General features: G+C 39.3%; 15 protein-coding genes. 4 read left to right on the top strand and 11 right to left on the bottom strand.

Features of this window, described 5'->3' with window-relative positions; all coding sequences use genetic code 11:
- Positions 1 to 22: 22 nt before the first annotated feature.
- The 3 genes from E4635_RS13695 (at position 23) to E4635_RS13685 (ending at position 12,524) form a co-directional block, all read left to right on the top strand.
- The gene (locus E4635_RS13695) at positions 23 to 11,575 is read left to right on the top strand and encodes a polymorphic toxin-type HINT domain-containing protein (RefSeq protein WP_135527272.1); all 11,553 of its coding nucleotides are present in this window, start codon (positions 23 to 25) and stop codon (positions 11,573 to 11,575) included.
- A gap of 86 nt (positions 11,576 to 11,661) precedes the next feature.
- Complete coding sequence (locus tag E4635_RS13690) at positions 11,662 to 12,111, top strand: hypothetical protein (protein WP_135527271.1); 450 nt, start codon at positions 11,662 to 11,664, stop codon at positions 12,109 to 12,111.
- 86 nt (positions 12,112 to 12,197) lie between these two features.
- Entirely contained in the window at positions 12,198 to 12,524 is a 327-nt protein-coding gene (locus tag E4635_RS13685) for a DUF2059 domain-containing protein (RefSeq protein WP_135527270.1), read from the top strand.
- A gap of 336 nt (positions 12,525 to 12,860) precedes the next feature.
- Here the strand turns inward: E4635_RS13685 and E4635_RS13680 are convergent, their stop codons facing one another.
- The 8 genes from E4635_RS13680 to E4635_RS13645 are packed head-to-tail and all read right to left on the bottom strand — an operon-like array spanning position 12,861 to position 20,293.
- The gene (locus E4635_RS13680) at positions 12,861 to 13,367 is read right to left on the bottom strand and encodes a hypothetical protein (RefSeq protein WP_135527269.1); all 507 of its coding nucleotides are present in this window, start codon (positions 13,365 to 13,367) and stop codon (positions 12,861 to 12,863) included.
- Positions 13,368 to 13,379: 12 nt separating this feature from the next.
- Positions 13,380 to 14,354 carry a hypothetical protein gene (locus tag E4635_RS13675; protein WP_135527268.1) on the bottom strand — a complete coding sequence of 325 codons (975 nt, stop codon included), beginning with the start codon at positions 14,352 to 14,354 and terminating at the stop codon, positions 13,380 to 13,382.
- A complete protein-coding gene (locus E4635_RS13670) occupies positions 14,338 to 14,859 on the bottom strand; it encodes a hypothetical protein (protein WP_135527267.1) in 522 nt (173 codons plus the stop codon). Before E4635_RS13670 ends, E4635_RS13675 begins: the two co-directional genes overlap by 17 nt.
- A complete protein-coding gene (locus E4635_RS13665; RefSeq protein WP_135527266.1) occupies positions 14,852 to 16,039 on the bottom strand; it encodes a hypothetical protein in 1,188 nt (395 codons plus the stop codon). The genes E4635_RS13670 and E4635_RS13665 overlap by 8 nt, the downstream gene beginning before the upstream one ends.
- Positions 16,039 to 17,958 carry a type II secretion system protein GspD gene (locus E4635_RS13660; RefSeq protein WP_135527265.1) on the bottom strand — a complete coding sequence of 640 codons (1,920 nt, stop codon included), beginning with the start codon at positions 17,956 to 17,958 and terminating at the stop codon, positions 16,039 to 16,041. The genes E4635_RS13665 and E4635_RS13660 overlap by 1 nt, the downstream gene beginning before the upstream one ends.
- A 7-nt stretch (positions 17,959 to 17,965) precedes the next feature.
- The gene (locus E4635_RS13655) at positions 17,966 to 19,369 is read right to left on the bottom strand and encodes a GspE/PulE family protein (protein WP_135527264.1); all 1,404 of its coding nucleotides are present in this window, start codon (positions 19,367 to 19,369) and stop codon (positions 17,966 to 17,968) included.
- Positions 19,370 to 19,371: 2 nt separating this feature from the next.
- Positions 19,372 to 19,857, bottom strand: coding sequence for a prepilin peptidase (locus tag E4635_RS13650; RefSeq protein WP_135527263.1), 486 nt, complete (start codon positions 19,855 to 19,857; stop codon positions 19,372 to 19,374).
- Between the two features lies 1 nt (position 19,858).
- Positions 19,859 to 20,293: a type IV pilin protein gene (locus tag E4635_RS13645; RefSeq protein WP_169630275.1), complete on the bottom strand. Its 435-nt coding sequence runs from the start codon at positions 20,291 to 20,293 to the stop codon at positions 19,859 to 19,861.
- A 272-nt stretch (positions 20,294 to 20,565) separates the two neighbouring features.
- On the opposite strand from E4635_RS13645, the gene E4635_RS13640 reads away from it, so the two are divergent.
- Positions 20,566 to 21,588: an RHS repeat domain-containing protein gene (locus E4635_RS13640; protein WP_262710649.1), complete on the top strand. Its 1,023-nt coding sequence runs from the start codon at positions 20,566 to 20,568 to the stop codon at positions 21,586 to 21,588.
- 648 nt (positions 21,589 to 22,236) lie between these two features.
- On the opposite strand, the gene E4635_RS13635 is transcribed toward E4635_RS13640, so the two are convergent.
- The 3 genes from E4635_RS13635 to E4635_RS13625 all read right to left on the bottom strand — a co-directional run bounded on the left by E4635_RS13635 (position 22,237) and on the right by E4635_RS13625 (position 25,020).
- Positions 22,237 to 23,283 (bottom strand): tyrosine-type recombinase/integrase, encoded by a 1,047-nt coding sequence (locus tag E4635_RS13635; protein ID WP_135527261.1) that lies wholly within the window; start codon positions 23,281 to 23,283, stop codon positions 22,237 to 22,239.
- Between the two features lie 353 nt (positions 23,284 to 23,636).
- Positions 23,637 to 24,017, bottom strand: coding sequence for a hypothetical protein (locus E4635_RS13630; RefSeq protein WP_135527260.1), 381 nt, complete (start codon positions 24,015 to 24,017; stop codon positions 23,637 to 23,639).
- A 4-nt stretch (positions 24,018 to 24,021) separates the two neighbouring features.
- On the bottom strand, positions 24,022 to 25,020 hold the full coding sequence (locus tag E4635_RS13625; RefSeq protein WP_135527259.1) for an RHS repeat domain-containing protein: 999 nt from the start codon (positions 25,018 to 25,020) through the stop codon (positions 24,022 to 24,024).
- Positions 25,021 to 25,139 lie beyond the last annotated feature (119 nt).

Below are 25,139 nucleotides of genomic sequence, written 5' to 3'. Positions count from 1 at the left end.
AATTCTATAAAAACCAGGAAAAATGAATCGATTGCAAAAATATTTTTCAATTTTAGTAGTACTCATCTCTTACTTGACAAATGGGCAAACCACAGTTATTGATAAACAACATATAACAGTAACTTCTCCTATTTTAAGCGGGGCTACTCTGGTAACGAACCAAGTTGTCAGCGTACAGGATCCCTTACTTTCAAACCCAAATCCCACAACTTTTACCAGTGTTAATTCTTGTGCGAAAATTCATTTTGGTTTTGATGATTCGGTATTCGATAATATCAAATTCAGTAAAGTCTATAAAGCAAGGATTACGCTTGAAGTTTCCAGCTACGGAATCAATAATGCCCTTTTAGGCAGTGTTGAAACCATCGTGTTGGAAACAGAACACAATAATGTGAATGATGAGCTCAAGGTAAAGGATTTTGCCATCCAAAAAGTGTCTGGGGCACACAAGATCAGCGTTAAAATTAAAGATATTAAGTACCTTAATTTCAGCAATGTTGCCATAACGGTAAATACGAATGAGAATTCGGCGTATTTGAAATTGACTTTTGAAACGGACAGGTACTATAATATTGCTTCTACGAAACTTAGCCTGAAAGAAGAACTGGTTACTTATACTAACAGCTTGACACCGACAGTAACATTGTCCGGCGGTCAAACCGGTAATGCCAATGAATTGCAAATTAGCTGGCAGATTTTAAACAACGGAAAACCTCCGGTTGAATACGAATTGGAATGGACATGGATCGACAACTACAATACGACCTTAAGTACCATTTTGCCAAAAAATCAAATAGCACTAACAGAAGCTGATTTTTTAAGGAACAGTACCAGGATACAAACCAGTACCATGTCGTATAGGATTCCTTTGGTTTATAATAAAGGGTACCTTATTTACAGAGTAAGGCCGGTGGGCAGGTTCTTATCGGATGTTTCCAGGAATTATTATGGAAACTGGACCACAAGCTTTGAGGAAAATTATAAATTCGTGCAAGACTGGCCGAATGTTACCGAAATCAATATTGCCCATGAAAAAGGAGGCAAAAACTGGCAATTCCAATCTTCTTATGCTGAAGAAGGAAAGAAAAAAGACGTAATCAGTTATTTTGACGGAAGTTTACGCAACAGGCAAACCGTTACCAAAGTAAACACCAATAATCAAACCGTTGTTGGGGAAGTAATTTACGACAACCAGGGTAGGGCGGCCATTGAAGTACTGCCTACGCCTGTAGTGAGCGGTGCGCTTAAATATTTCAAGGACCTGACCTTAAACGAAAGCGACAAATTGTTTACACACAATGATTTCGATTGGGAAAAGTCAAATTCACTTACCTGTGTACCAAGCTTAATTAAAGGAATGTCCAAAAGCTCCGGTGCCAGCAAGTATTATTCGGAGTTCAATCCAAATCAAACCGGATTACAGAAATTCATCCCGGATGCCAAAAAATATCCTTTTTCCCAAATCGAATATACTCCGGACAATACTGGAAGGATACGAAAAAAAGGAAGTGTTGGGCCAGAACATCAAATCGGCAGTAGCCATGAGATGACTTATTTTTATGCAACCCCTACACAGGAGGAGTTGAACCGCTTGTTTGGGTATAGAGTTGGTAATGCTCTGCGATACAAGAAAAACATGGTTGTTGACCCGAATGGACAGGTAAGTGTGAGCTATCTGGATCCTCAGGGAAGGACAGTGGCCACCGCGCTTGCAGGCGATGCACCAAAAAATTTGATTGCTTTGGATGAAGTAGTCAACTCGCCTAGGTTAACCTTGAATATCCTGGAAAACAACAATCCCTTTCCAACGGGATCTAACGGTATTTTGAATGACGGGATTCAATTTAATTCAGTCATTACAATCCCGAGGCAGGATAACCTAAAATTGTCTTACAATGCCAGCTTGACCAATTCTTTTTACAAGGCTGTTTGTACCGATAAAAAATACCCTTTCGTTTATAATATCAACATCTCTTTAAAAGATGATTGTGGTTTCGAAAGAATAACCGGAGGTCCGTTGAACCTAAATTTAGGGGCAGAAAATTTAAATGGGACTGTTCCTTCAGGCACCGTGTCAGTAAGCCAAAACAACATATTGGCAAACTCATTGAGCATCGGAACTTATAATATTTCAAAAAAACTGATCCTGAATCAGCAAACTTTGGAGAATTATGCCAATGATTATATCCAGGCCATTTCAGTAGACGGGCCATGCAAGCCGACTTTTTCTTTTAGCAACTCTTTAAGCAGTATTGCAGATTGTAATACGACTTGTTCCCAATGCGAAAAGAATTTAGCGGCAAGTTATTTAACTGTTCCAGCTGATATTACGGCATTTAATGCTCTTTTTGTAACGCCTGAGGATGTGTTGGGCAATATTTCACTACGAGAATCTTACATTGTTAAGATGGAAGTGAATTATGTGCACCAGGCCTTGACTGCTTTGTTTCCGGGTGTGACATTCCAGATAAGCGGCTCAACCATTACCAATAATGCAACCGATCCGATAGTACAGGAGCAAATTACTTTTGCGACAGAACAATTTGCAGCTGAATTCGTTCAAGTGCTGAAAGCTTGTAGGGATTTATGCAAAAGCCCGGTTTCTATTTGCGAATCAAATTACGAATTGTTGTTATCCGATGTAAGCCCTACCGGACAATATGGTAGTATTGAAGGATTGGCTGATGAGACTACGGATGCACCTGATTCTGACGAAAGCGACGATATCCCGGTGGCTACGCCTGTAGATGGGTTCAACCCAGGTTCTTTAACCGTTTTTGATGATAAGAACGGATTGTCCTATGAAGGTACTTTGCCGCTTACCACATATGCCGCTCCAACTTCGGATGGAGGAAGTTCATCAAGTTCGACAGCAACTGTAAATTATTCTAAAGCCAGCTGGAGGAATCCGATTCCGCAATACCAGGACGAAAATGGCAATGAGGCATGGGTACCGCTAACCAAAATCGATGAAACCACATACGAACCGGCAGTCTTGCACCACTCTCAAGTGGAAGAGAGACCGGCAGGTTCCGGGCACTATTTCATAAGGCCTCAATTTTTAAAGGAATTCACGGATTTTTATGCCAACTGGGATCCTAATTGGGCCAAGTCATTGGTTATCCATCATCCGGAATACCATTATTACCAGTATTTTACCAGTTTGTGTAACTTACAGGGTAATACAATCAATACCGATACTTTTGACGGCCAGCTGCGCGATATCGAACAATACAATGACACTGCAAAAAATTTCATTGATGATATCTATACGAACATAGGTCCTGCCAATGCGACTTCAACATCAAGCCCGGCTTCGGTTGACCCTTTTTATAAAACACAATATCCTGTAGAAACTGCGGCAGAATATAAAGTAAGGCTTGCCCTGATGAAGGAAGCCTTGTTCCACAATTATGACGGAATGAAAGTGCAGGGCTACAAACTGAATTTATTGGCTACGGCCTATTATTTTGCAAAATATTCCAACGGCTTCAGCCCAGCGGCCAACATTCAGGCTTTTGCCACTACGTATGGAACTATTGGCGCCAATTCCCCTGGAGTGTATGTGGATAATTTCCTAACATTGGTTAATGCTTTAAACAACAACCAGAAGAATATGTTTTGGAAGAATTTTGTAAGCTACTACACTTCTTTCAAAGAAAAAACAAAAACTGTCTTTTCGCATATTTATGCCAAAAAATACAAAGGATACAACGATTGCATCAATAATCCGGAAAACACGGATACTTTCCAGACCATTTTCCTGAAACAAAATGATGCACTCTACAATAACTTTGCAACGCTTTACCCGCTGACACAGCCGGCAGTGGTTGCAGGAGCCTGGACTGGCGATGTGTGCAACGGAACCAGCCTGGCGTATTACAAAGAAAAAAACAAAAGATTCATTTCTGCGGATTACGGCTACAACTCAGGGCTTCCTGATGATGTTATCGCGGCAGGAGCAAATTCAGACGCGGCTTCGGGGATATTTGCAGAAACCGGTAAATGTCCATTGGTTTTTGACCTTGAAAACTTCCTGAACGGCCTGGTAGGGTTCCAGGATACGGCTTTAAATGTTCAATCCGGCAATACAAGTTATAGCAATACTCAATCGCTTTTGTCAAGTACACCGGTCAATTCGATGCAATACCTGACTACGAATCTTTACAATGCTTTAGGCGGGCCATTTACCGCCGGGAATTATTCTGGTGCCGGAACAGAACTGATATCAAGTGCTATCGTATCTTCTGCCTTAATGAATGTTACGGTAGGAACTGCATCCCAAAAAATCACATTGAAGATCATCACCCCAAGCGGTACTTTTGTACATCCTTGTAATCCAACCCTGGCGGCGCCAAACTGGAATAATTACCTGCAAGGGGCAAGTGCCTTCAAAATAACCGAATTTAAGAACCTGTATTATGTGACAGGCTCTTACAATTCGCTTAACCCTTATAAATTCAGGGTCGTTGCCAAAATAGAAAGAACAGGCAATCCGGCAGATAATTGTGTTCCAGAAGAAATTATTATTGAAGGGACTACTGTTGCCCCTATCGGAGAATGTCTGATTGATAACAATGGTTCGGTTTTAAATGGTAATAGCGAAACGCAAGCGGGAGGCGGATGTGCCAATAAGACCCGATTTGAAAACGGATTGGTCAAACTGATGAACGAATTGCGTACCAACCATGTTTTGACTTCTACAGCTCCAATTACTGTTTCTGCCAATAATTATTGTTATGATGGTACCGTAATTCCGGAAATCCTGCATGCTGATAATATCTCAACAACGGCTTCATGGTTTGTTTCCGGAAGTTCCTTGAACTTACAGGTTTCAAGCGGAAGCAGTTTTACCGTAAATTATACCCCGGGATTCAATCTGAACCTAATCAGCAAGGTAACTTCCATTCAAATAGGAAACCAGCTTGATACAGGCAACAATACGTACCCGGTTACTATTTATTACCTGAATTCGGCTAATACTTTACAATCCTTCACCGGGACTATTTCTTATCTGGATTTTGGCTGCGTATGTAAAGAACGTATGTATAAGCCAAAGCACAATGCAGAGGTAAACCTCCTGGCGCTTATCAATCATTTATGGAGCCAAAGAGAGACTATCAACGAATATGGAGGAATAGAATATTCAGAGGAAATACTAGATCCGGTTTGTCCTTCTCTCAGCACTTGTGAAGGAATCCACAATGCAAGCTTGACGAACTTTACATCAACAGCCCACGACGGATTGTATTTTTCTTTTGACAAAAAAGGGGATTGCCGCTTTAACCTGGATTTGTTCAACTATCCGGACAGGGCTTGTTTGGCAAGTGATTTCAGCCAGCAGGTTACTCATTTTACTGATTTTGAAATTACCCAAAACCTGGGTAACGGCAAGTATGCCTTTAAAATAAAAGCCCATTATAACGGCTATTATTCAGGATGTGGAATAAAAGGACAAGGAAGTCCAATGGCAAATTATCCGGCAGGAGAAAGATATTTTACAGGAACTGTCAATTGTTTGAATGTTAAGTGTGAAATCCTGGAGACCTTAAAAGAAGCTACCCGTGCAATGCTTGCCGATTTGGTGGTGCAAACTTCCGTAGCTGACGGTTTTGTCCCTGAAGGGTTTAACTTCTATGCGCAATACATACCACAAGACCCGACCATTTTGCCACAAGATTCTGTCGGGATCAAAAATTATTATGCCAACCAGACAGAAAACGGTACGCAAATAGGATTTAATTTCAAGAAAACAGCCAACTGTGACCTTTCGTTCCTAATACCAAATACGCAGATCTCACAGATTACCAGTATCAATGATGTTACGTTCAATGAGACTCTGGATGCTTTTACGGCTGAAGTTTCAACAACCAACGGAACGGTGATTGCCAGAGGTACTATGAGTTGCCTGGTGGTAAATGAGTGTTATAAAGAAGTAGAAGTTCCTTGCAAAACATGTATCCCAAAACCTATTGAAGCGGTTTCCTGTTCTGCAGCATGGAGCGAATTTGTTTCTACTTTCTACAACGGGCCTAACGGAAATATCCAGGAAATCATCATGGCCAATTTCCCGGATGATATTGCCAGTATGTCAGACTTGAAAGCCGCGGCCAAATATTTCTGCGAAGCCAATTACGCTTACCTGTATACTTATTATTTAAGATACCTGAACACTTTCGGATTAGACAATCAGGCTTCAGACGTGAACGATCCTTTGTTTATAACCTTGGCTGAATTCGGTTCCACAAAACTAAGATTCGGTTATGAAGGAACCTACGCTGCCATTACGGCTTACCAAGCGTATATTTCGGGGCAAATTGCAAACCCTCAAGGGAATACCTTGACATGGATGCAATATGTTGACCAGGTGTATGTTGTGGAAAATGACATTTGTCCTGTCGCTCCGCCAATCCCTACGATAACACAGCCTCTTATTGCTATTAACGAACCGTGTAACCAGTTTGCCAGCAATGTTTTGAATACGTATACGTCTCAAGTATTGCAATCGTTATTGGAGCAGAAAAAACAACAGTTTAAAACGGATTATATCAATGCTGCAATTGCGGCAGTGAATGAAACTTTTACCAAAGAAGGTTTCGATGGTGAATACCAATATACTTTATACTACTATGACCAGGCAGGTAATTTAATCCAGACGGTTCCTCCTAAAGGAGTGCATAGGTTAGCAACAACATCAACCACCAATAACGCGGTTGATGCGGTAAGGCAAAATGACCCGGCTGCGGATTATATAACCAATCCTACAGGTGTGGCAGTTTCGCCAAGCCATACTATGGGGACAAAATACAAATACAACTCATTAAACCAACTGGTTTGGCAATACACGCCGGATGGAGATGAAACCCGTTTTGCTTACGACGGATTGGGCAGGATCATTGCTTCCCAAAATGCGAAACAGAAAGAACTTTCTGAAAAGAATGCCCAAAACATCTTCAGTTATACCCGTTATGACGGTTTGGGGAGAATTTTTGAAGCAGGCCAGCTCGAAGGTAAAGAGGAACCGATTTCCATTAACGACTATGGAAAACTGGTGTATACCAATAGCAACCAGGAAGTCCCTGTAGATGCAAGCCCGAGCGTGCCGGTTACGCCTTTCCCTGATAATGTGGCTACTGATTTCGTTGAAGTAACCAAGACAAAATACGATGAACCATTCAATGGTTCTGACCAATGGTTCTCTGATTACAATGAAGGCAACAGTTTCAAAAGAGTTACCGGTATCTTGTCTTTCGATCAATTGAATCCTTCCATAGCAGAAACCGATTACAACAATGCCATCTATTATGATTATGACGTTCATGGCAATGTAAAAGAGTTGGTTATGGATATTAATGATCCGGTCCTGAAGAGTAAAAACCATAATATAAAGAAAGTTGTTTATGATTATGATCTGATAAGCGGTAATGTAAATACGGTTACTTACCAACCTAATGATTCGGACGAACAATTTATCCATAAATACAAGTATGACGCAGATAACAGGATTGTCGACGTCCTGACAAGTAGGGATAATGTGATTTGGGAAAAAGAGGCCAAATACGATTATTATGCTCATGGGCCTTTGGCGCAAACCCTTATCGGTGACAAAAAAGTACAAGGGTTAGATTATATCTACGCATTGCAAGGATGGCTTAAAGCAGTCAATTCTGAAAAAATAGGATATCTTAATGATGCCGGCGGCAATGGTGTTGCCACAAATTCGAGCTCAAATTATGTAGCACAGGATGCTTTCGGTTTTGCCTTGAATTATTATCAGAAAGATTATAAATCGATAGGATCAACTGCTTCTCCAATTGATAATAAGGTGTTTAGTTATACAATTGATCAAGGGATGTCGAATTCCTATGACTTGTATAATGGAAATATAAAGGAAATGGCAACGGCACTTCTTGACCAGGGCCAGAACTTCCTGCCTTCGCAATTTAACTACTATCGTTACGATCAGTTGAACAGGATATCTTCAATGGGAAGTAAGGCTATCTTTAACGATTTTGATAAGGCTTACATTCAATCTGTGCCTTCAATTGAAAGTTCCTATGCATACGATATGAATGGTAACCTGCAAAAGCTACAGCGTTCAGCCTTTAAGGATAACACTTACAGTACAACCTTTGCGATGGATGCGTTCTCCTATAATTATCCGGATAACAATAACAACAGGTTAGATCATATTAATGACGATGTGCAAGATGGTGAGTTTGACGGGGATATAGACAATCAGAAAGACGGAAATTATAAGTACGATATGATTGGCCAGTTAATTCGTGACGAGCAGGAAGGCCTGGATATCGACTGGAGAGTTGATGGAAAAGTGAGCGAGGTTCGAAAAGATAACGGGCAAATAATTACTTTTAAATACGACGGATTAGGAAACAGGATCGAAAAAATCGTATCTGAAGGTAAAGGAAAAAGAAAGATAACATATTACCTGCGTGATGCCCAGGGGAATGTCCTGTCGGTTTACGATTACGATGAGCAAGATGGCAAATTGTATTTGACTGAAAATTCTATTTACGGCAGCACCAGATTGGGTATCGAGTCAGTTGGAGCGGCATTGCCAAACAATGGTGTTATTGAAGGACCATTGATGAAAATGGAAGCAAGCGCACAAAAATCAGCACCGGTTAATGTAGTAAACAATGTAACTACGACAATACCTGTTTTAGGAGGCTTGCGTTTTGACAACGATTCGGATAGTGTAAATTGGGATAGTTATTCGAACCTGAATTTCTTTAGCAATTTGGGAGCGATGACTGAAGAGGTTGTCATTAACAGTAACCTGCAATTTGATAAAAATAATTTTGCCGATGGCCAGAAAAGGGATTTTGTAATCATTCAAAATGACAATCAACCTACGGAAAGGCAATATTATAACAGTAACGTACAGATCAAGATTATTAAAGAAAACGGGAACTACAAACCACAGGTGGTCGTAGAGACTTACCACAGGAATTACTGGAGGGTAAAAAGATTCCGTAAATGGAGATTCAGATGGGTATGGCGTTTCGGCAGCCACATAAAAAGGACTGTGTACACCCTAAAAACGGGTATTCCGGAAAATGAATGGAACATGAACCTGAGATTAAGTTACGACAGTAACACTAAAGTGTACTATCCGGAACTTATGCTTAACGGAAATCTTTATGAAAATAAAGACTTTGACACCACAAGTAACGCACAAGGGTATAATTCAGATACGTATGCCAATTACCCGGCTCCGGTTTATGCCAACAATAAAATGGGGGATTACTCCAAAGATTATGGAAGAAACGATGAATCTAATATAGTATACAACGGAACTTCTGTATTGGCGAATGTTTGTGATTTCAGTTATTCGATAGACAAACATCTAAAAGATGAGGAAGACCCTAAACGAGAGCATATTTTCTTATTTGACGGGCAAACCTTAACTGATGGTAAAAAAGTACAAGGGTACAGTGCCACTTATCCGATGGTCATGAACATTCCGGTAGGGGCTAACAATACTCCTGGATTGCCTAACAACCATATATTTGACAATGACGCTTCCCATTATTGCGGTTCGGGCGTATTGGATTCAGATGGTGACAATATCAATGACTATACGACTACTGGAGCGAAACTGGACAATTGTCCTTATACTTATAACCCACTTCAGGAGGATCAGGATAATGATGGAGTAGGAGATGCTTGCGACAATTGTAAATCAACAGCAAACGCACTTCAGGAAGACCAGGACAATGATGGAGTAGGTGATGTTTGTGATAATTGTGCAACAACATTCAATCCGGAACAAGCGGATTCGGATGGTGACGGTTATGGTGATGTGTGCGACAACTGTGCCGCAGAAGCAAATCCTGATCAGGCAGATACCAACAATAACGGTATTGGAGATATATGTGAAGGCGACGACCAGGGAATGGGATCTTCTTTGTCTATCTTCTCTAAAAAAGCGTATTACAGATACGTCGGAGATAAACGATACGAGTTGTCCAACCATTTAGGAAATGTCCTTTCAGTTATTACCGACAGACCTTTATTTGGCAAGCAGATTACTGCTTCAACATTCTCTGTTTTACCGGACGTAATCAGCTACAACGATTACTATCCTTTTGGAATGCTAGTGCCAAACAGGCATGGGTCAGGTACAGCCTACCGTTACGGGTTTAATGGTAAGGAAAAAGATGACGAGATTAAAGGTGGTGGAAACAGTCTGGATTTTGAGAACAGAATGCACGATCCGAGAGTGGGAAGGTTCCTTTCTTTAGATCCAAGGATAAAGCAATTCCCTCAGATGTCACCTTATGCTTTCGCCTCAAACAATCCGATTTATTACGAAGACCTTGATGGAGAAGGGCCAATACCATTCAGATTCAAAGACAAACTCAAGAAAGACTCTTGGTATGTTACAGGTTTCCTTGCTGGTTTGGGTGATGGAATCATCGAAACTTTAGACATGGCGGCAGGAGCTGTTCAGTCAAGCGCTGCCTGGACACCTTGGAATCCATATGCATGGACTGATAGCGCCAAAAAAGTCAGGGCCGATCATATCGAAATGGGCCAAATGGTTGTCAAACTATTTAGCAGCAGTGACTTAAGAGACAAGATGTATGCCAGTATCAAGAAAGAAATCGGGGTTTGGTTCGATCAGAGTACGTTCCAAGGAACTCCAGCAGAAGCCGGATATCAGCACGGAAAAATATTATTCGATGTTTTATCAATGTTTATCGGAGTCGGGGAAGTCAAGGCATTTGTCAAAACCGGGGAATTTTCAGCAGATGCACTAAAACTTCTTCGGAGATCAAGAAAGGCCATAGTAAAAATGCTCAAGCCTTGCGGTTGTTTTACTGCCGGAACACTGGTTTATACGGAAAAAGGGTATAAGAATATCGAAGACATAAAAGTCGGCGACAAAGTTTGGGCCTATGACGATGCGACAGGGAATTTGGCCTTAAAAGAAGTAATCGATACTTTTACGAGAGAATTCAAACAAGTTTATAGGATTTATTTCGGAGATGAGATTTTAGAGGCTACACACGAACATCCTTTCTTCATTGGAGGGAAATGGCTTAAAGTCGACGAACTTAAGGTAGGTGATTTGCTTACATTGTATGACGGCACTACCAAAGCTATTTCAAAAATAGAATTAGTTGAGGGCAACACTAAAGTATATAACTTTACGGTTGACCAATACCATACCTATTATGTTTCGAAACAAAATGTGTTGGTGCATAATGGCAAGCCTTGTGACTTTGGCTTTATGTGGCAAAAATCTAAAACGGTATTAACAGATGTTTTGACTAAAAGTATCCATGGAGATATATTCCATAAAGGCAAAAAGTTAACCGAAATTGGTTTTGAAGTTTCAGATGAAGGAGAAATATTTTATAAAATAGTAGGGAAAAAAGTCTCTAAAGAACAAGAGAAAATAGTTCAAAAGGCTTTTGAAGATCGGCTAAAAGACCCAAGTTTTAAAAGCGAACTTAAAGAAAAAGCTCAGGACATGTTGGATAGTGGGGCTTTTAAAGGAAAAGACAGAGAGAAAAAATTGCAAAAAATAGTAGATAAACTATAAACCGCGGACAGCTCTAATGGTTCTATTTAAATATCATAAATAATAATTTACTTATTTTAGTAAGTATTCAGAAAAACCAAAATGCAATGACTTTTTCAGATTTTATATTTAATGGCAAGTTAGGTGACCTGAGCGTTGGGGGTACCACTTATGGAAAAACCAACCTGGATTTAGTTCAGGAAGAAGATGGGGATATACCGGGCTTATATGAAGTTCTTAATGAAGAGCAATATTTCCAGGTGTCCACTATTAAGAATACGATAGTCGGAATCACATTTGATTTTGAATACGATACCGAAAAAAGCTATCCTATTCATTACCAAGAGAATAATTACCGTATTGGATTCAATACGGCATATGCAGATTTTGTTGCTTTTTTAGAAACTTCTCACATAGACTTCAAAAGCACTACCGAAGAAGGCAATCATACTATATTTATAAGCGAGAGCAAACTTAATTTATTGTTCTACAACAATTTATACAAAGCTTCTGTGTTTGATTTGGATCTTTACAATACATTAACAAAAAACAAATGATGAAAAAGTTTTTAGTCCTATTATTTTTCCTGCCTATAGTTGTTTACTCCCAAAAACGGGATAAATATGATCAATTGCTTACAAAAATGCAAATCAAACAGCAATCGGAAATGATGGTAAACAGCATGATCGATGCGTATGCCAAACAAAAACCAAACATCCCTGCGGCGGTTTGGCAGGACATCAAAAAACTGCATTTTAACGATGTGTACCTGAAGGAAGTCAAAAAAGTCTTTCAGGAAAATTATACGGAGGCAGAAGTCAAGGACCTGATGGCTACAGTAGATAAATATGGCATTAACGCCTACAAGCCAAAGCCCGCCATCACCGAAAAATTATATGAAGTAGGCAAAAATTTCGGCAAGTCCGTAGGCATTCAAATTCAAAACCGGCTGAAAAAACTGGGGTATTAAGAATCCAAGCCTAAAATAACGGCCAACAATCAAAATCCTAACCCTAAAAAGTTAGGATTTTTTTATAGGACTGTTTTGCATAGCCTCGTGTACCGTTTGCATAGCCTTGTGTAGTGTTTGCACAGCCTCATGTAACGTTTGCATAGCCTTGTGTATCGTTTGCACAGCCTCATGTAACGTTTGCACAGCCTTGTGTACCGTTTGCATAGCCTCATGTAACGTTTGCACAGCCTCGTGTACCGTTTGCACAGCCTTGTGTAGTGTTTGCACAACGCCTTGCAGTAACGAAAAAAGCAACCCAATGAGTTGCTTTTTTTTATATAAAACGGTACGGTATTACCGTGCCAAATGCACTATCCTCTTCTCTTTGTTAAAATACACTTCCACCGAATCGTTGTATACCTTCCGGATAAACATACCGTCAACCTGATCGTTTTTCCTTAGCTTGTAGAGCCTGTTTTCTATTTTGACCAAAATAAGTTCTTCTTTCCGCTCTCTTGATTTGATATAGCCGTAATAATGAATCTCAGGCCATGCCACCACTTCCTTCGGTTTTATGATTTTAGGTTGTGAAGGTGTTATTTTCCGGGGAACCGATGGTTTAAAATCAATAGGTTTTTCAACCGGAGCGGTACTTTTGTTCAGAAACGGGTCCCTGCCGATGGCCTCCAGGGCAAATGTATCCTTTTCGATTTTGCTGAAATTGACATTCGCCTGGTCCTGGATCCCTTTCAAAGTCATCTCATCCGAAAAGAAATATTGGCTGGCCGCCCTATAAGCCACGGTACCCCACAGTCCTAAAACCACCAGTATCAAAGCAATATTGATTTTCTTTTTTGACATATTGCAATCCTCTTAACCGACAACAAACTTACGTATCACACTTGGCACGCTGGTATTTCCGGCCTTATCTTTTGCTACAACCCTCCAATAATAAGTCCCGGCGCTAAAGGACTGCGAATAGGTAGTCTGAGGAGCATCTGCTGACAGAAAAGGCGCAGTAGCAAAATTGTCATTGGAAAACTGGACCATATACGTAACGGGAGACATAACAGATCCTGAATCCGCCGGGTTTGTCCACGTAAAAGTGATAGTAGTGTTAGGCGCCAACACCGGAGTCAGGCTGTCAGGAGGTGTTGAACCCTGTGCGAATCCCGGTTGGTTCGGAACTGTCCTGTCCAGGGAAAATTTCCTGTGACTATATTGCAGTGTTTCAGTATCGTTGTTGGCGTTTTTGGCCTTAACCCTCCATTCGTAAACGCCATCTGCCAATCCGGGATTGTTCATCGTTACCGATGTCCCTGTGATAGTCGGGTTTTGAAATGCCTGCTGCCCGTTGGCTACGTTCACCACCTCAATACTATAGCTGGTAGCATTGGTCAGGGTTAGCCAATTTAAGGTAACATTGGTAAAATTGATAAAAATATCATCATCAGGGCTTGACAAAACCACCTGCTGGTTGGTCAGGTCATCCGAAACAAACATCGTAAAGGACGATTGTACGGAATACGCAGATTGGTAGGCAAAATTTTCGCCTCTCACCCGCCATTGGTACACACCTTCCGACAATGGGTAAGTAAGGCTCGTTTTGTTTTCCACCAACGAATCCAGGACGACAGTTTGGTTTGCGGCAAAAACCTGCACACGGTACTTATCGGCTCCTTTAAGGCTGCCCCATTGGAATTTGGCCACATTGCTCTCTATTTCTTCTCCATTAAGGGGAGCAATGGTCTGAACCGTATCATTGCTGATATCGTCTTCCAGGATATCGTCACAGGAAAAAGAAACCATTGCAAGGGCAACCAGTAGTATTTTATTTATTGTTTTCATAGTTTTGAAATATCATTTTTAAGTGTAAGACTTCGTCGTTATTATTTTTTTTTGTGGTATAAAAATCCATACTGACCATTCTTGAGAGATTAAAGTTTTTCTCAAAATCATACCCTAGCTGCAACAGCTGGTTAGCACCTCCGGTCACATCGAGTTGGTTGGTGGCTATCGTATAATTTTCGTCTGAAAAAACATGGATCGGCTGCAAATCATGAATCGATACATTTGGTTTTTGGGAAGCAAAACTTACCAGGCCCTGCTGCACCATTTCTTTCGATGTGCCTTCCTTTCCGATAATCTTATCCAAATAGGCCACATCTTCCATCAAACCATTGGCATTGCTGGCTTTTTTATTAAGGTCGTCCACTTTGGCAGTAAGCGTCCTGTGTTCCCCTATCACTTCCAATAATGTTTTGAAAGATCTTTTGTATGCCGTAATCGAAAGCATGACAAAAATCACCGCAAGAGCCATGCACTTTTTCTTATAGGAATATTGCTCAAACATTTTTTAATGTAATTTTTATCTCAAATTGAGACTTGTTCTTCTTGTCCTTTTTCAGGCTTATGATCTCGAAATGCCCAATCCATTGCATCTTTTTCAACCCTTCCATCCAGTCATTGAAAGAAGATTCATTAAAAGTTTCCCCTTTTACAATTATGGTTTTAGACTCGAAGAGCATTTTTTTATTGGCCTTTATTTCTTTGTTCGAAGGAATGATATTTACTTCATTCAGCGACAAATCGGAAGGAATCCCTTTCATGAGCTCGTATCCGTAATAGGAAAGGAATTTAGACGATAAGAACCCCGATTCTTTTAATATGCTGAGTTTGTTTTCCTTTTGCTGTTCAAGATCCAGGATTTTCTGATACGATTGGTTTGAGTATACATTCTGCAGGTTCAGTTCTGCATTTTTTGAACCGTAATACTGTATCAGCAGGTAGCTGGTCAGTAATGATACCAGGAAACCCACAAGCATGGCCGCCCCAAAAAAGTTAAACGCTTTTTTGTATACGATTTCTTCCACGTTTAAGGATTCGTTTTTAGTCTTGGATACCTCCGATGGCTTTAGGAAAAAATGGATCAGGGCACCGTACAACGGCAGGGTCTTATTTGAAATCGAGTCTTTCCCGATCGTATAATCCTCTTTTTTGACAGGTTCCGGCAATTTCGAGAACCCTACCAGTTTTTCCTCTTCAAAATCCAGCACCAAATCACCGGAATGCAAGGTTTTCTTTTGGATAGCATGCTGCAATAACGCCGAGAGGAAAGAGCCGACATAAATATCTATAATATGGAAATGGCTCTTTTGAAGCCCTGTAATGGTTTCTTCAACCGCATTCCTTCTGCAAAAACTGATGAAATTACTATTCCCGCTTTTGAAGCTGGTGTAATAAATAGCCGCATAGTCAATGTTTTTCTGCCAATTTACATCCGATTCATTGTCAAAATCAATCTTCTTATGCAGGACACCTTTTCCGTTTGCAACCAAAATAACAGGCAGTTTGGCATCCGTTTTCTGTACCATGTCTTCCAATGTCTGGAAAGTCCTTTGGGAAACAATGTCAATCTTGCTCCCTTTTTTCCGGATGGTAAGCACATGGTAGCTTTCGCCGTTATCATTCTTAACGACGCCAACAACATGCAAATTGTTAATCTTGATTATTTTAGATAAAAACGCTATCATTAATAGACCACTGTTGGTTTAATGAAAATATGTAATTTGGAATTGTTTTTCCCTTTTTTCCTGCTGCTGAAAAACCACTTGATTACCGGAATCCTGGAAAGCAAAGGCGTTCCGGAACCCGAATCTTCTTTTCTTAACTCATCCAATCCGCCCAGTAAGATCATTTCATTGTTTTTGACCCTTACCAGCGATTCGAATTTTTGGGTTGCTTTCCCCGGAGGCGCATTTTCACCGGCTCTTCCCAGGAACGAACTTTTCTCGACGGCAATGGTCAGGGTCACGTTTTCGTCCGTGGACACGAATGGTTTGATGCTGACACTCAGGTTGGCATCGGTAGATTTCCAGGTGCCGGACTGAAAGACATCGCTCCCAATACCACCATTGTTGATCAATCTATTGTTCTGTTCAAAATAATAACTGGTTTCCCCAATGGCCAATTTAGCCTCATGCCCGCTGATGGTAGCTATTTTTGGGGTGGATTCTACTTTTACGATCGAATTGTTTTCCAGCAATTTCAAATTCATATAAAACGATTCTGTCACTTTTCCGAGCTTGAAAATCCCGAAACCGTTAAAGGCACTGATTAAGCTGTTTACTGACGAAGCGTTTAAAGTAACATCTCCCGTAGGGAACAAGGAACCTCCCGTTGTTTGTTTGTTTATTTTGTCCAGGCCTGCTTTGATACCCGTTTGAACATCGTGGCCTTTATTATACTGGACAATAATCACTTCAATCTGGACCATAGGCACCACTTTATCAATTTGCTTGATATACACCTTAAGCTCTTCCAGTGTGTTCTTGGCACCGGACACGATCAATCCGTTGAGTTCCAGGAACTCCTTGATTTCCAGTTTTTCCGTAAAGATTTTAGGCAAGGAAGCCAGGACCGCTTCAATGGAACGGTTTTCGAGCTGGATCATCTCGGTAGCCCTTAAACTTTCGGTAGCTTGTTCCCCAATAAGGTACAGGTGGTCTTGTTTGCGGTAAGTATATTTTTTTCCTTTGAAAACATTATCGAGCAGCTCATCAAACGTAATGTTTTCAGCAGAAAGCGTGGTCTTCTCGTTTTCCGGCTTGTTGTACATGAAATAGTTAATGTGCAGTTTTTCAGCCGCTTCGGTTAACAATTCCGAGGCATCGGCCACATTGGCTTTTACCGATAAAAATCCGGCTTTGTTCAAATCTACCTCATAATATCCCGGAGCGCCCTGGCTTGCTTTGGGCTGTCTGGCTTTTGGGGAACCGCTTCCCAAAGAAGAAGCCGTAAGATTGTTGGGGTCTTTGTTTTTTTCGATAAAATAAAAGCCGTTTTCGTCTTTGGTTGCAATCAAATCGTTTGATTTTGACATCATTTCAATTACCTGGTCAAACGGGCGGTTCAGGATATAGGAAGAAACTTTAAGCCCTTTTATATCCGGTGCCAAAACTAAATTTTTCCCCGATTTGTCTATAATGGCCTTCACTACAGACGGTATGGAATCATTTTCCAGTTTTACCGACAGGAAATCGTTTTGCGGGTTGTACTCGACATCGATTACTTTAGGCAATTTCTTTTCGACAACGATCACTTGTTTGCGTTTTTTGAACGAAATGATGTTATTCATAAACTCCACTTCCAAATCATATTTCTGGACCAAATGGATAAAAACATCCTTCACGGTAACGTCGAAAAAATTATTGACCACAACTTGTGTCAAATCAGTATCCACATCAATATTTAATTGGTGTTCTTCTGCGATTGAAGAAATAAAATCATGCAAAGTCAATCCTGAAACATCAATTTTCAGCACTTCGTTAATTCCTTTTTTCTGCTTCGCCAACTCATCGAATTTCCTTCCCAACTCATTGATATCCTGCTGGGCAAAAGCAAGGTTGGTGAGTAAGAAACCAATAATTGCGTAGGTTATTTTTGTAAACATTATATATTTATGCGTTAATTAAAATAGAATATATTTCCTCTAATGAAGTTTCTCCTTCGGCCAAAATATCGAAAGCTTTATCAGACAATGATTTGTAATTTTCGTCGTTTTCAAACAGCTGGCCAACGGTATTGTTTTTGATCGCTTCCGTGATGGGATTCGTTAAGGTCAGCACTTCATAAATGGCCCTTCTCCCTTTATATCCGGTATGGAAACAGGTATTGCAGCCAACCGGTTTATTATATGTAGTGATCTCGTACGGAAATTGGAAATTCATTGGAAAATCCTCCTTATGAGCTACTGTTTCTTTTTTGCAATGATCGCAAAGCTTTCTCACCAAGCGTTGTGCCACGGAAAGGTTCAGCGTTTCTGCAATCAGGTAGGACGGCACGCCCATGTCGATTAGCCTTGAGATTGTCCCGATGGCGGAATTGGTATGTATCGTAGACAAAACCAAATGCCCTGTGAGTGAAGCCCTGATAGCCATTAAGGCCGTTTCGGAATCACGGATTTCCCCCAGCATGATCACATCGGGATCCTGGCGCAAAAACGACTTCAATGCGGAGGCGAACGTCAGCCCGATATCTTCCTTAAGCTGCACCTGGTTGATGCCTTTCAGTGTATATTCGATAGGGTCTTCAACAGTGACGATATTCCTCCTGGAATCGTTTAGCAATCGTAAAGTGGCATACAGCGTAGTGGTTTTACCGGAACCCGTAGGGCCGCTGATTAAAATTATCCCGTTGGGTTTCTTTACTGCCTCCAGGTAATGCTGTATTTCCTCTTCCTGGAAACCGAGTGTATTGAGGTCAATATTGGAGGCATCCTGCCCCAGTAAACGCATGACGATTTTTTCTCCAAACAATGTGGGAAGGATGGACACCCTGATATCAAAAGATTCGTTGGTGATACGGCCATCCTGCGGCAATCTTTTTTCGGTAATATTCAGTTTGGATTTTATCTTGATCTTGTTGACCAGCTCGAGATAGTTGTCTTTTTCAATCTTATAGCGTTCCATCAGCTGGCCGTCAATCCTAAAGCGGATCCTGGCAGATTCTTCGTATACTTCAAAATGGATATCACTGCTTTTTAACGATTTGGCTTCGGTTAAGAGCGTTGACAGGAAATCCCCTTTTTCGACATTCAGGGATTTATTGGAAGCAGCATGCCTTTCTTTCCTGTAATAAATAGAAAGTGCTTTTTCAATTTCTGAAGAATCAAGCGTCTCAAAAGCGATATTTTTACCTAAAAAAAGCTCCAGTTCATCTTTAATATCCTGCTGGTTTTGGCTTTCATCCACATACAATTCAAGGAAATCACCCTGTACGGTTTTCGGTAAGATCCTGTAGTGGTTTGCCAAATCATTGGAAATGCTATGCAGGTTTTCAGGAAGGATTGTGATGTGCTGCATGATTACAAAAGCGTGATTTTTTGAAAATGGAATACCGTATCTTTTACAATGGTTGCCAATAAAAGCAAAGCCGAAAATCCTGCCAACGGTACTGTTTCATGCTTCATGAATTTCCGCAGCCCAATTTGCATCGCAATAGCGAAAACCATTGATAAAATAAAGAACAAGACATATTTTTGAAGCAGGAACAAAGGCGTAATAGCGATGTAGAAGAGTAAATCCCCCAATCCGAAATAATGCTGGAACGGGTTAAGGAACTGCTTGTTTTTTAGGCTCATATACAAAGTCAATACGCTTAAGGTTATGGCAAAAAAAAGAATATTGCAGCCCATTATTGTAAAGACCGAATTGATTTTCTGGCTGATTAGGTACCAGGAAAAAGAGAAAATGGCAATAGGCAGCAAAACATGGATGCGCCTGTATTTCCAGTCCTGGAAAAATACAACCGACAAACAGCAAAACAGCAAACCCAAAATCAGTAAATCCAACTTATTCTTTTGTTACTTCCGTTAGCATTTTCTTACTGTCTATTTCCCAGGTATTGAAACTTCCGTCACCGTCAAGATCAGAAACAGCTGTAGCTTTGGCAGCAAAAGATTCGCTCGAAGCTTCTGTGATTTCGATTTTATATACGGCCTGGCCTCCTTCATCGACCGTCGCTTCCTGCTCAAACCCTAATTCTTCCAAGCTGTTGGAATATTTGGAATGCCTGTAGAAATAACTTTTCTCCAAACCATAGACCTGATTGAGCATTGCCTGGGCTTCAATAGCCTTAGCCTGGCTTATCACCGAAGTCTGGTTGGGCAGCACCATCAGAAGCAAAATACCGATAATACATAAAACGATCAATATCTCGGTCAGGGAATAGGCCTTTACCGACGCTTTTTTAATATTCTGTAACTGCTTAACTATAAGGTTTTTCATCCCAAAAAAATTTGTGTGCAAAGAACCATTTTTTTTTGATATAGTACAACTATTTTGGACAAAAAATTACAAGGCCGCTCTCCTTTATATACAGTAGGAAAAAACACATGTTTTTAATTCTTACTCTATTTTTTTTAGTATTTTTAGCACTGAAAAACGTTCTTTTTACATCGGTTTTAGCCATCAAAAAATGCCGGAAAATTACTTAATTCGACATTTTTATCTTTTTAAAATACCTTTCCAAGAGTAGTTAAATAAGCACATTGACATAAATTTGTTACTATCCTTTTGGAATGCTAGTGCCAAACAGGCATGGGTCAGGCACAGCCTACCGTTACGGCTTCCAGAGACAGGAGAAGGACGATGAGTTGAAGGGCGAAGGAAATTCGTTGAATTATACATTTAGGATGCATGACCCGAGGGTGGGAAGGTTTTTTGCGGTGGATCCGTTGGCACCTAAATACCCTCATAATAGCCCTTATGCTTTTAGTGAGAATAGGGTAATTGATATGGTTGAATTAGAAGGATTGGAAGCAGCGAGTACTGAAGATAAAAACAAAGCTGTTAAATTAGTTGATGACTTTTTAAAAAATAAAGATGTTGGCGATTCAGATTACTTCAAAAACATTTCCAAGGAGGACTTTGCAAATTCGCTTTATGAGTTGATAAATAATCCCGATAAAAACCTGCAATGTGATAGTACTTGTGGTATTTCAGCAATCACCGGCCAGCCGGCGTTTGATTATTATCCGCAAAAAATCACAAAAACGATGATTGAATTATATTCAAATGGATCGGCAACACTTGGGGATATTGAATTAAGTTCAGATGGAATTGAAGACATTAAACCAATGAAAGTTGATGGTAAAATGCAAAGCCCGGTTGACGTGATTTTAGCTTCTTCTATGAGAAACAGCATGAACTACTGGTCATCTTATCATCCAAACACTGATACAGGAGCAGCTGGGTTTACATGGCCTTGGCAAATAAACGCAATTGCAAAATCAATGGGCTTTAAGGATGTAAATGGAGGTTTAGGAACTATATTTGACATAAAAAAAGCAAATGAATATGCTGACAAACATGGGTTGGTTATCATTTTGTACGATACACAAATGGTCAAAGGAAAATTTATGAGCCAATATTGGCATTATATGCAATATAGAGGAGATTTCAAAAAGGAAAGTGATGGTTCCTATAGTATGACGGTATGGGATTATGGAGGGGAAAGCACTAAAAAAATAAAAACAGGTACTGGAATAATGGGGGTTTGGTATATATATTATAATAAATAAAATACTATGTTTAAAAAATTGTTTTTACTAGCATTCTATTTCATTCTGTATTTCTGTATTTTTTTTAGTTTTAATCTAAAAGGTACTATCTGGAAAAGTATTTTTGTCTTATTAGGCATTTCTTTATTTTCAATTCTTTTTAAGAAAAAAAATGTAGTTAGTATAGTTATATTGTTTATTTCGCTTTTTATAAGTTGCACAAATATAGTTGGCAATTTTGTAATAGATAGCATATTTAAACCCACTATACCTGCCTTAAATTGTGATGGAGCATTGCCTATGAATGGAAATTGGTTAAGAGGCTGCCTTTTTGGGATATTGATTTCTATTATATGTATGAGATTGTATGTAGTAAAAGTAAATTTTGATAATTCAAATTTTGAAAGAATACTTGCTTCAATTCTAATCCTATTATTACTAATCTCATTAATGTATCCAAATAGCTTTCACGAATTATACTTTTATATAATTCAAAAGAGTAGGCCAATTGTTATTTTCCCTGAAGGATGTTGATAAAAGTTTCGCTTCGTAATATTTCTACTGTCCAAACAAAGCACAGGATCGTTATCGTACTAATTTCTTTGTTTTAATCTTTAGATATAATTGAATATGAAAAAACCCTAACTTAAAAAGTTAGGGTTTTTGATTTTAATAATTTTCCAGCTTACTATGGACTTTGCTGATTTCCTTATCCATATACCCCTGGGCATAATGCACATACCGGTTAAAAGAACTGCTGCCGTGGCTGTGCCCGCTGATTTTCCGCACCAAATGTTCGGGCATCCCTAAAATAAGCATGGTCGTTATGGCTGTACGGCGCATCATGTGCGAACTCATTTTGTCACAAAAACGATTTTGGGCGGTATCGGTCTTTTTTACCAATTTGCTGGTTTTGCCCTGCTTTTCCCGGGACACTTCCACAGCAGAAGTAAAACCGGCTTTTTCGCCTACTTTTTTAAGTGTTTTATTGAAATTAAACAGGCTTATCTTTCCAAAAACCGGAACCCTGTCATTTTTAGATTTGTATTTCTGATAGACCTCGATCGCATAAAGCGGTAATTTTATGTAGCTGAAAGTCTTGGTCTTCAACGATTTTAGTTTCAGGTACCATTCACCATCCTGCTGTTCGAAATTTTTATTGGTCAGTAGGAAAACATCCGAATAACGAAGTCCGGTGGTGCATCCGAAAACGAAAATATCTTTGACACGAAGCTCGCTTTTCAGTAATTGGGCTTCAAATTCCTGGTCGTGTATCAGGAATTTCAATTGTTCGGGAGAAAGGACAAAAATGTCGATCTCTTCCTTTCGGACATAAAACAACCGTTGGAAATCGCCGGTAAAAAAATCCTTATCGTTCTTTAAGTAATTGAAAAACACCCGGATCACCTTGATGTTAGCACCAACATAATTATCGTGGCAGCCTTTTTTGTATAAATATTCGGTGAATTTCTGGTAGAATTTTTTCCAATAGCTTTTTTCCGATTGCAGTTCCCGTTTGCTTAATTTATTCGCCTCGCAGATGCGCAGCTCGAAATTGGTATCGCTCGAAAACTGTATCAAATTTTGCAATACGTATTTGTAGTTGTCTATGGAACCGGCTTTGATTCGTTCTCCGTTTTTCTTCAGTCTTTTCCCGGTTTCGGTTTCTTTGATGAATTGTTTGAACAAGGGAATTACATCATTGGTCTTTTTCATGAAATGAATTTGAGCGTCAAAAGTACAATTTTATATGAGATTTGTTCCAGGCCATGCACAGCCCTGTTGAAATTGCTATTCAAAAGAATAACCATTATTATTTTCTTGTGGCAAAAAATCTCGCCTTTAAAATTTTGCCACAGGTTTTGTGGCAAAAAAAATGTTTTATAAAAAATTGCCACAACTTTTGTGGCAAAAAAATATTTTTTAAAAAATTATCACAGGTTAATGGTAATATTACATTAAAAAAAATCCTAACTTGATGGTTAGGATTTTTTGTTTGCTGGTTGCAATGCGCACGAATTGCAATTTTAGCTGAACTGATGAAATAAATCGGTGCTATGGGCGCAATATTAGTCCCTCTTTACAAAATTGGTTTCTTTAGGCAAATCTTGATTAAATATCAATTCTCCATCTTCCAATTTCACAAAATTAGTACAACTATTGCAAACTGGCTCATTTAGGTAACCATAATCTATCCATGAACTGAACATTATTTCAATCTCATCTCCTTTTTTTATTGACTTCCATGTTCCAATGTTTCTTTTGACAGTATGATTTTTCCCCTCATAATAATGCAAATACGTATTGTCTTTTTTTAATTCCACAAAATGCAAAACATTGTTTTCATAATTATTGAAATATTTTCCAAGCAAATTTTCATTTTTATTGGTATTACAGTTAAATATGAAAACAGGCATTATTAATAGCATTATAAGTCTTATTTTTTTCATAAAATTATTTTTTAGGTTCAACAACTTTAAAGAGAGATTGGAGTTTTACATCAACTTCCATTTCAAAAGTAAATTGTTGTTGAATGGTTGATAATGGCTTCTCGTAATTCTTTTCTTCACTTCTTGGGTAATTATCTCCAATATGGAGTAATAACGAACTCCTGCTGGTTGGATTGCTTATAGTAACATTTACCTTATTAGGTTTATCTGAAGCCGTTATTAGAACATTAGCTCCACCAACAAAAAATTGAGGCAAGTTTGAATCAATATGTTTTTCAGCAGATTCTAAAAATCCGGCATGATCAGGGCTAAACTCTAAGCCATACCTCATTCCTTCTGATTTAAATTGTGAATAACTCATTTCTCCTGCCTTTTCTAAAAACTTGGTCGCAACTTCTTTCGCAACTCTACCCTCTAAAAAAGTATTGGCAAATGCGTTATCATTCTTACCTAGATTAAAAACCCTAGTATCTTTTCCTGTTCCAGTTGCAAATTCATACAGTAAAATGGCAACAGAATTATTAGGATTGGTTTTGAATTGTTGCTGTTTTATTTTTTCAGTTGCTTTGTCAACATCAGGATAGATTTTTTTAGCAAATTCTACTATGCTTTTAGTAGCTAAAGCATCTACAACTTCCGAAGTCTTTCTTACAGCAGCATCTTTTTTCTTTTCAACATATTCTGATGATTTGCTTTTTATGGCTTCAACTGCTTTTTTAATTTTATCAAGATAAGTTCCTAATTCAAGCCCTTCTAGCTCAACACCCCATATAGGTGAGTTTTCACAAAAGGCATATGGACTATTCCAGGCAAATGATTTTTCTAGAGGATCTCTGGCAAAAAACCTTCCCACCCTCGGGTCGTGCATCCTAAATGTATAATTCAACGAGTTTCCTTCGCCCTTCAGCTCATCATCTTTTTCCTGCCCTTGGAAGCCGTAACGATAGGTATTACTTGACCCATGCCTGTTTGGCACTAGCATTCCAAAAGGATAGTAACAAATTTATGTCAATGTGCTTATTTAACTACTCTTGGAAAGGTATTTTAAAAAGATAAAAATGTCGAATTAAGTAATTTTCCGGCATTTTTTGATGGCTAAAACCGATGTAAAAAGAACGTTTT

The organism is Flavobacterium humi (genome assembly GCF_004745595.1).
GTDB classification, from domain to species: domain Bacteria; phylum Bacteroidota; class Bacteroidia; order Flavobacteriales; family Flavobacteriaceae; genus Flavobacterium; species Flavobacterium humi.
This window is presented reverse-complemented; position numbering and strand designations above follow the sequence as displayed.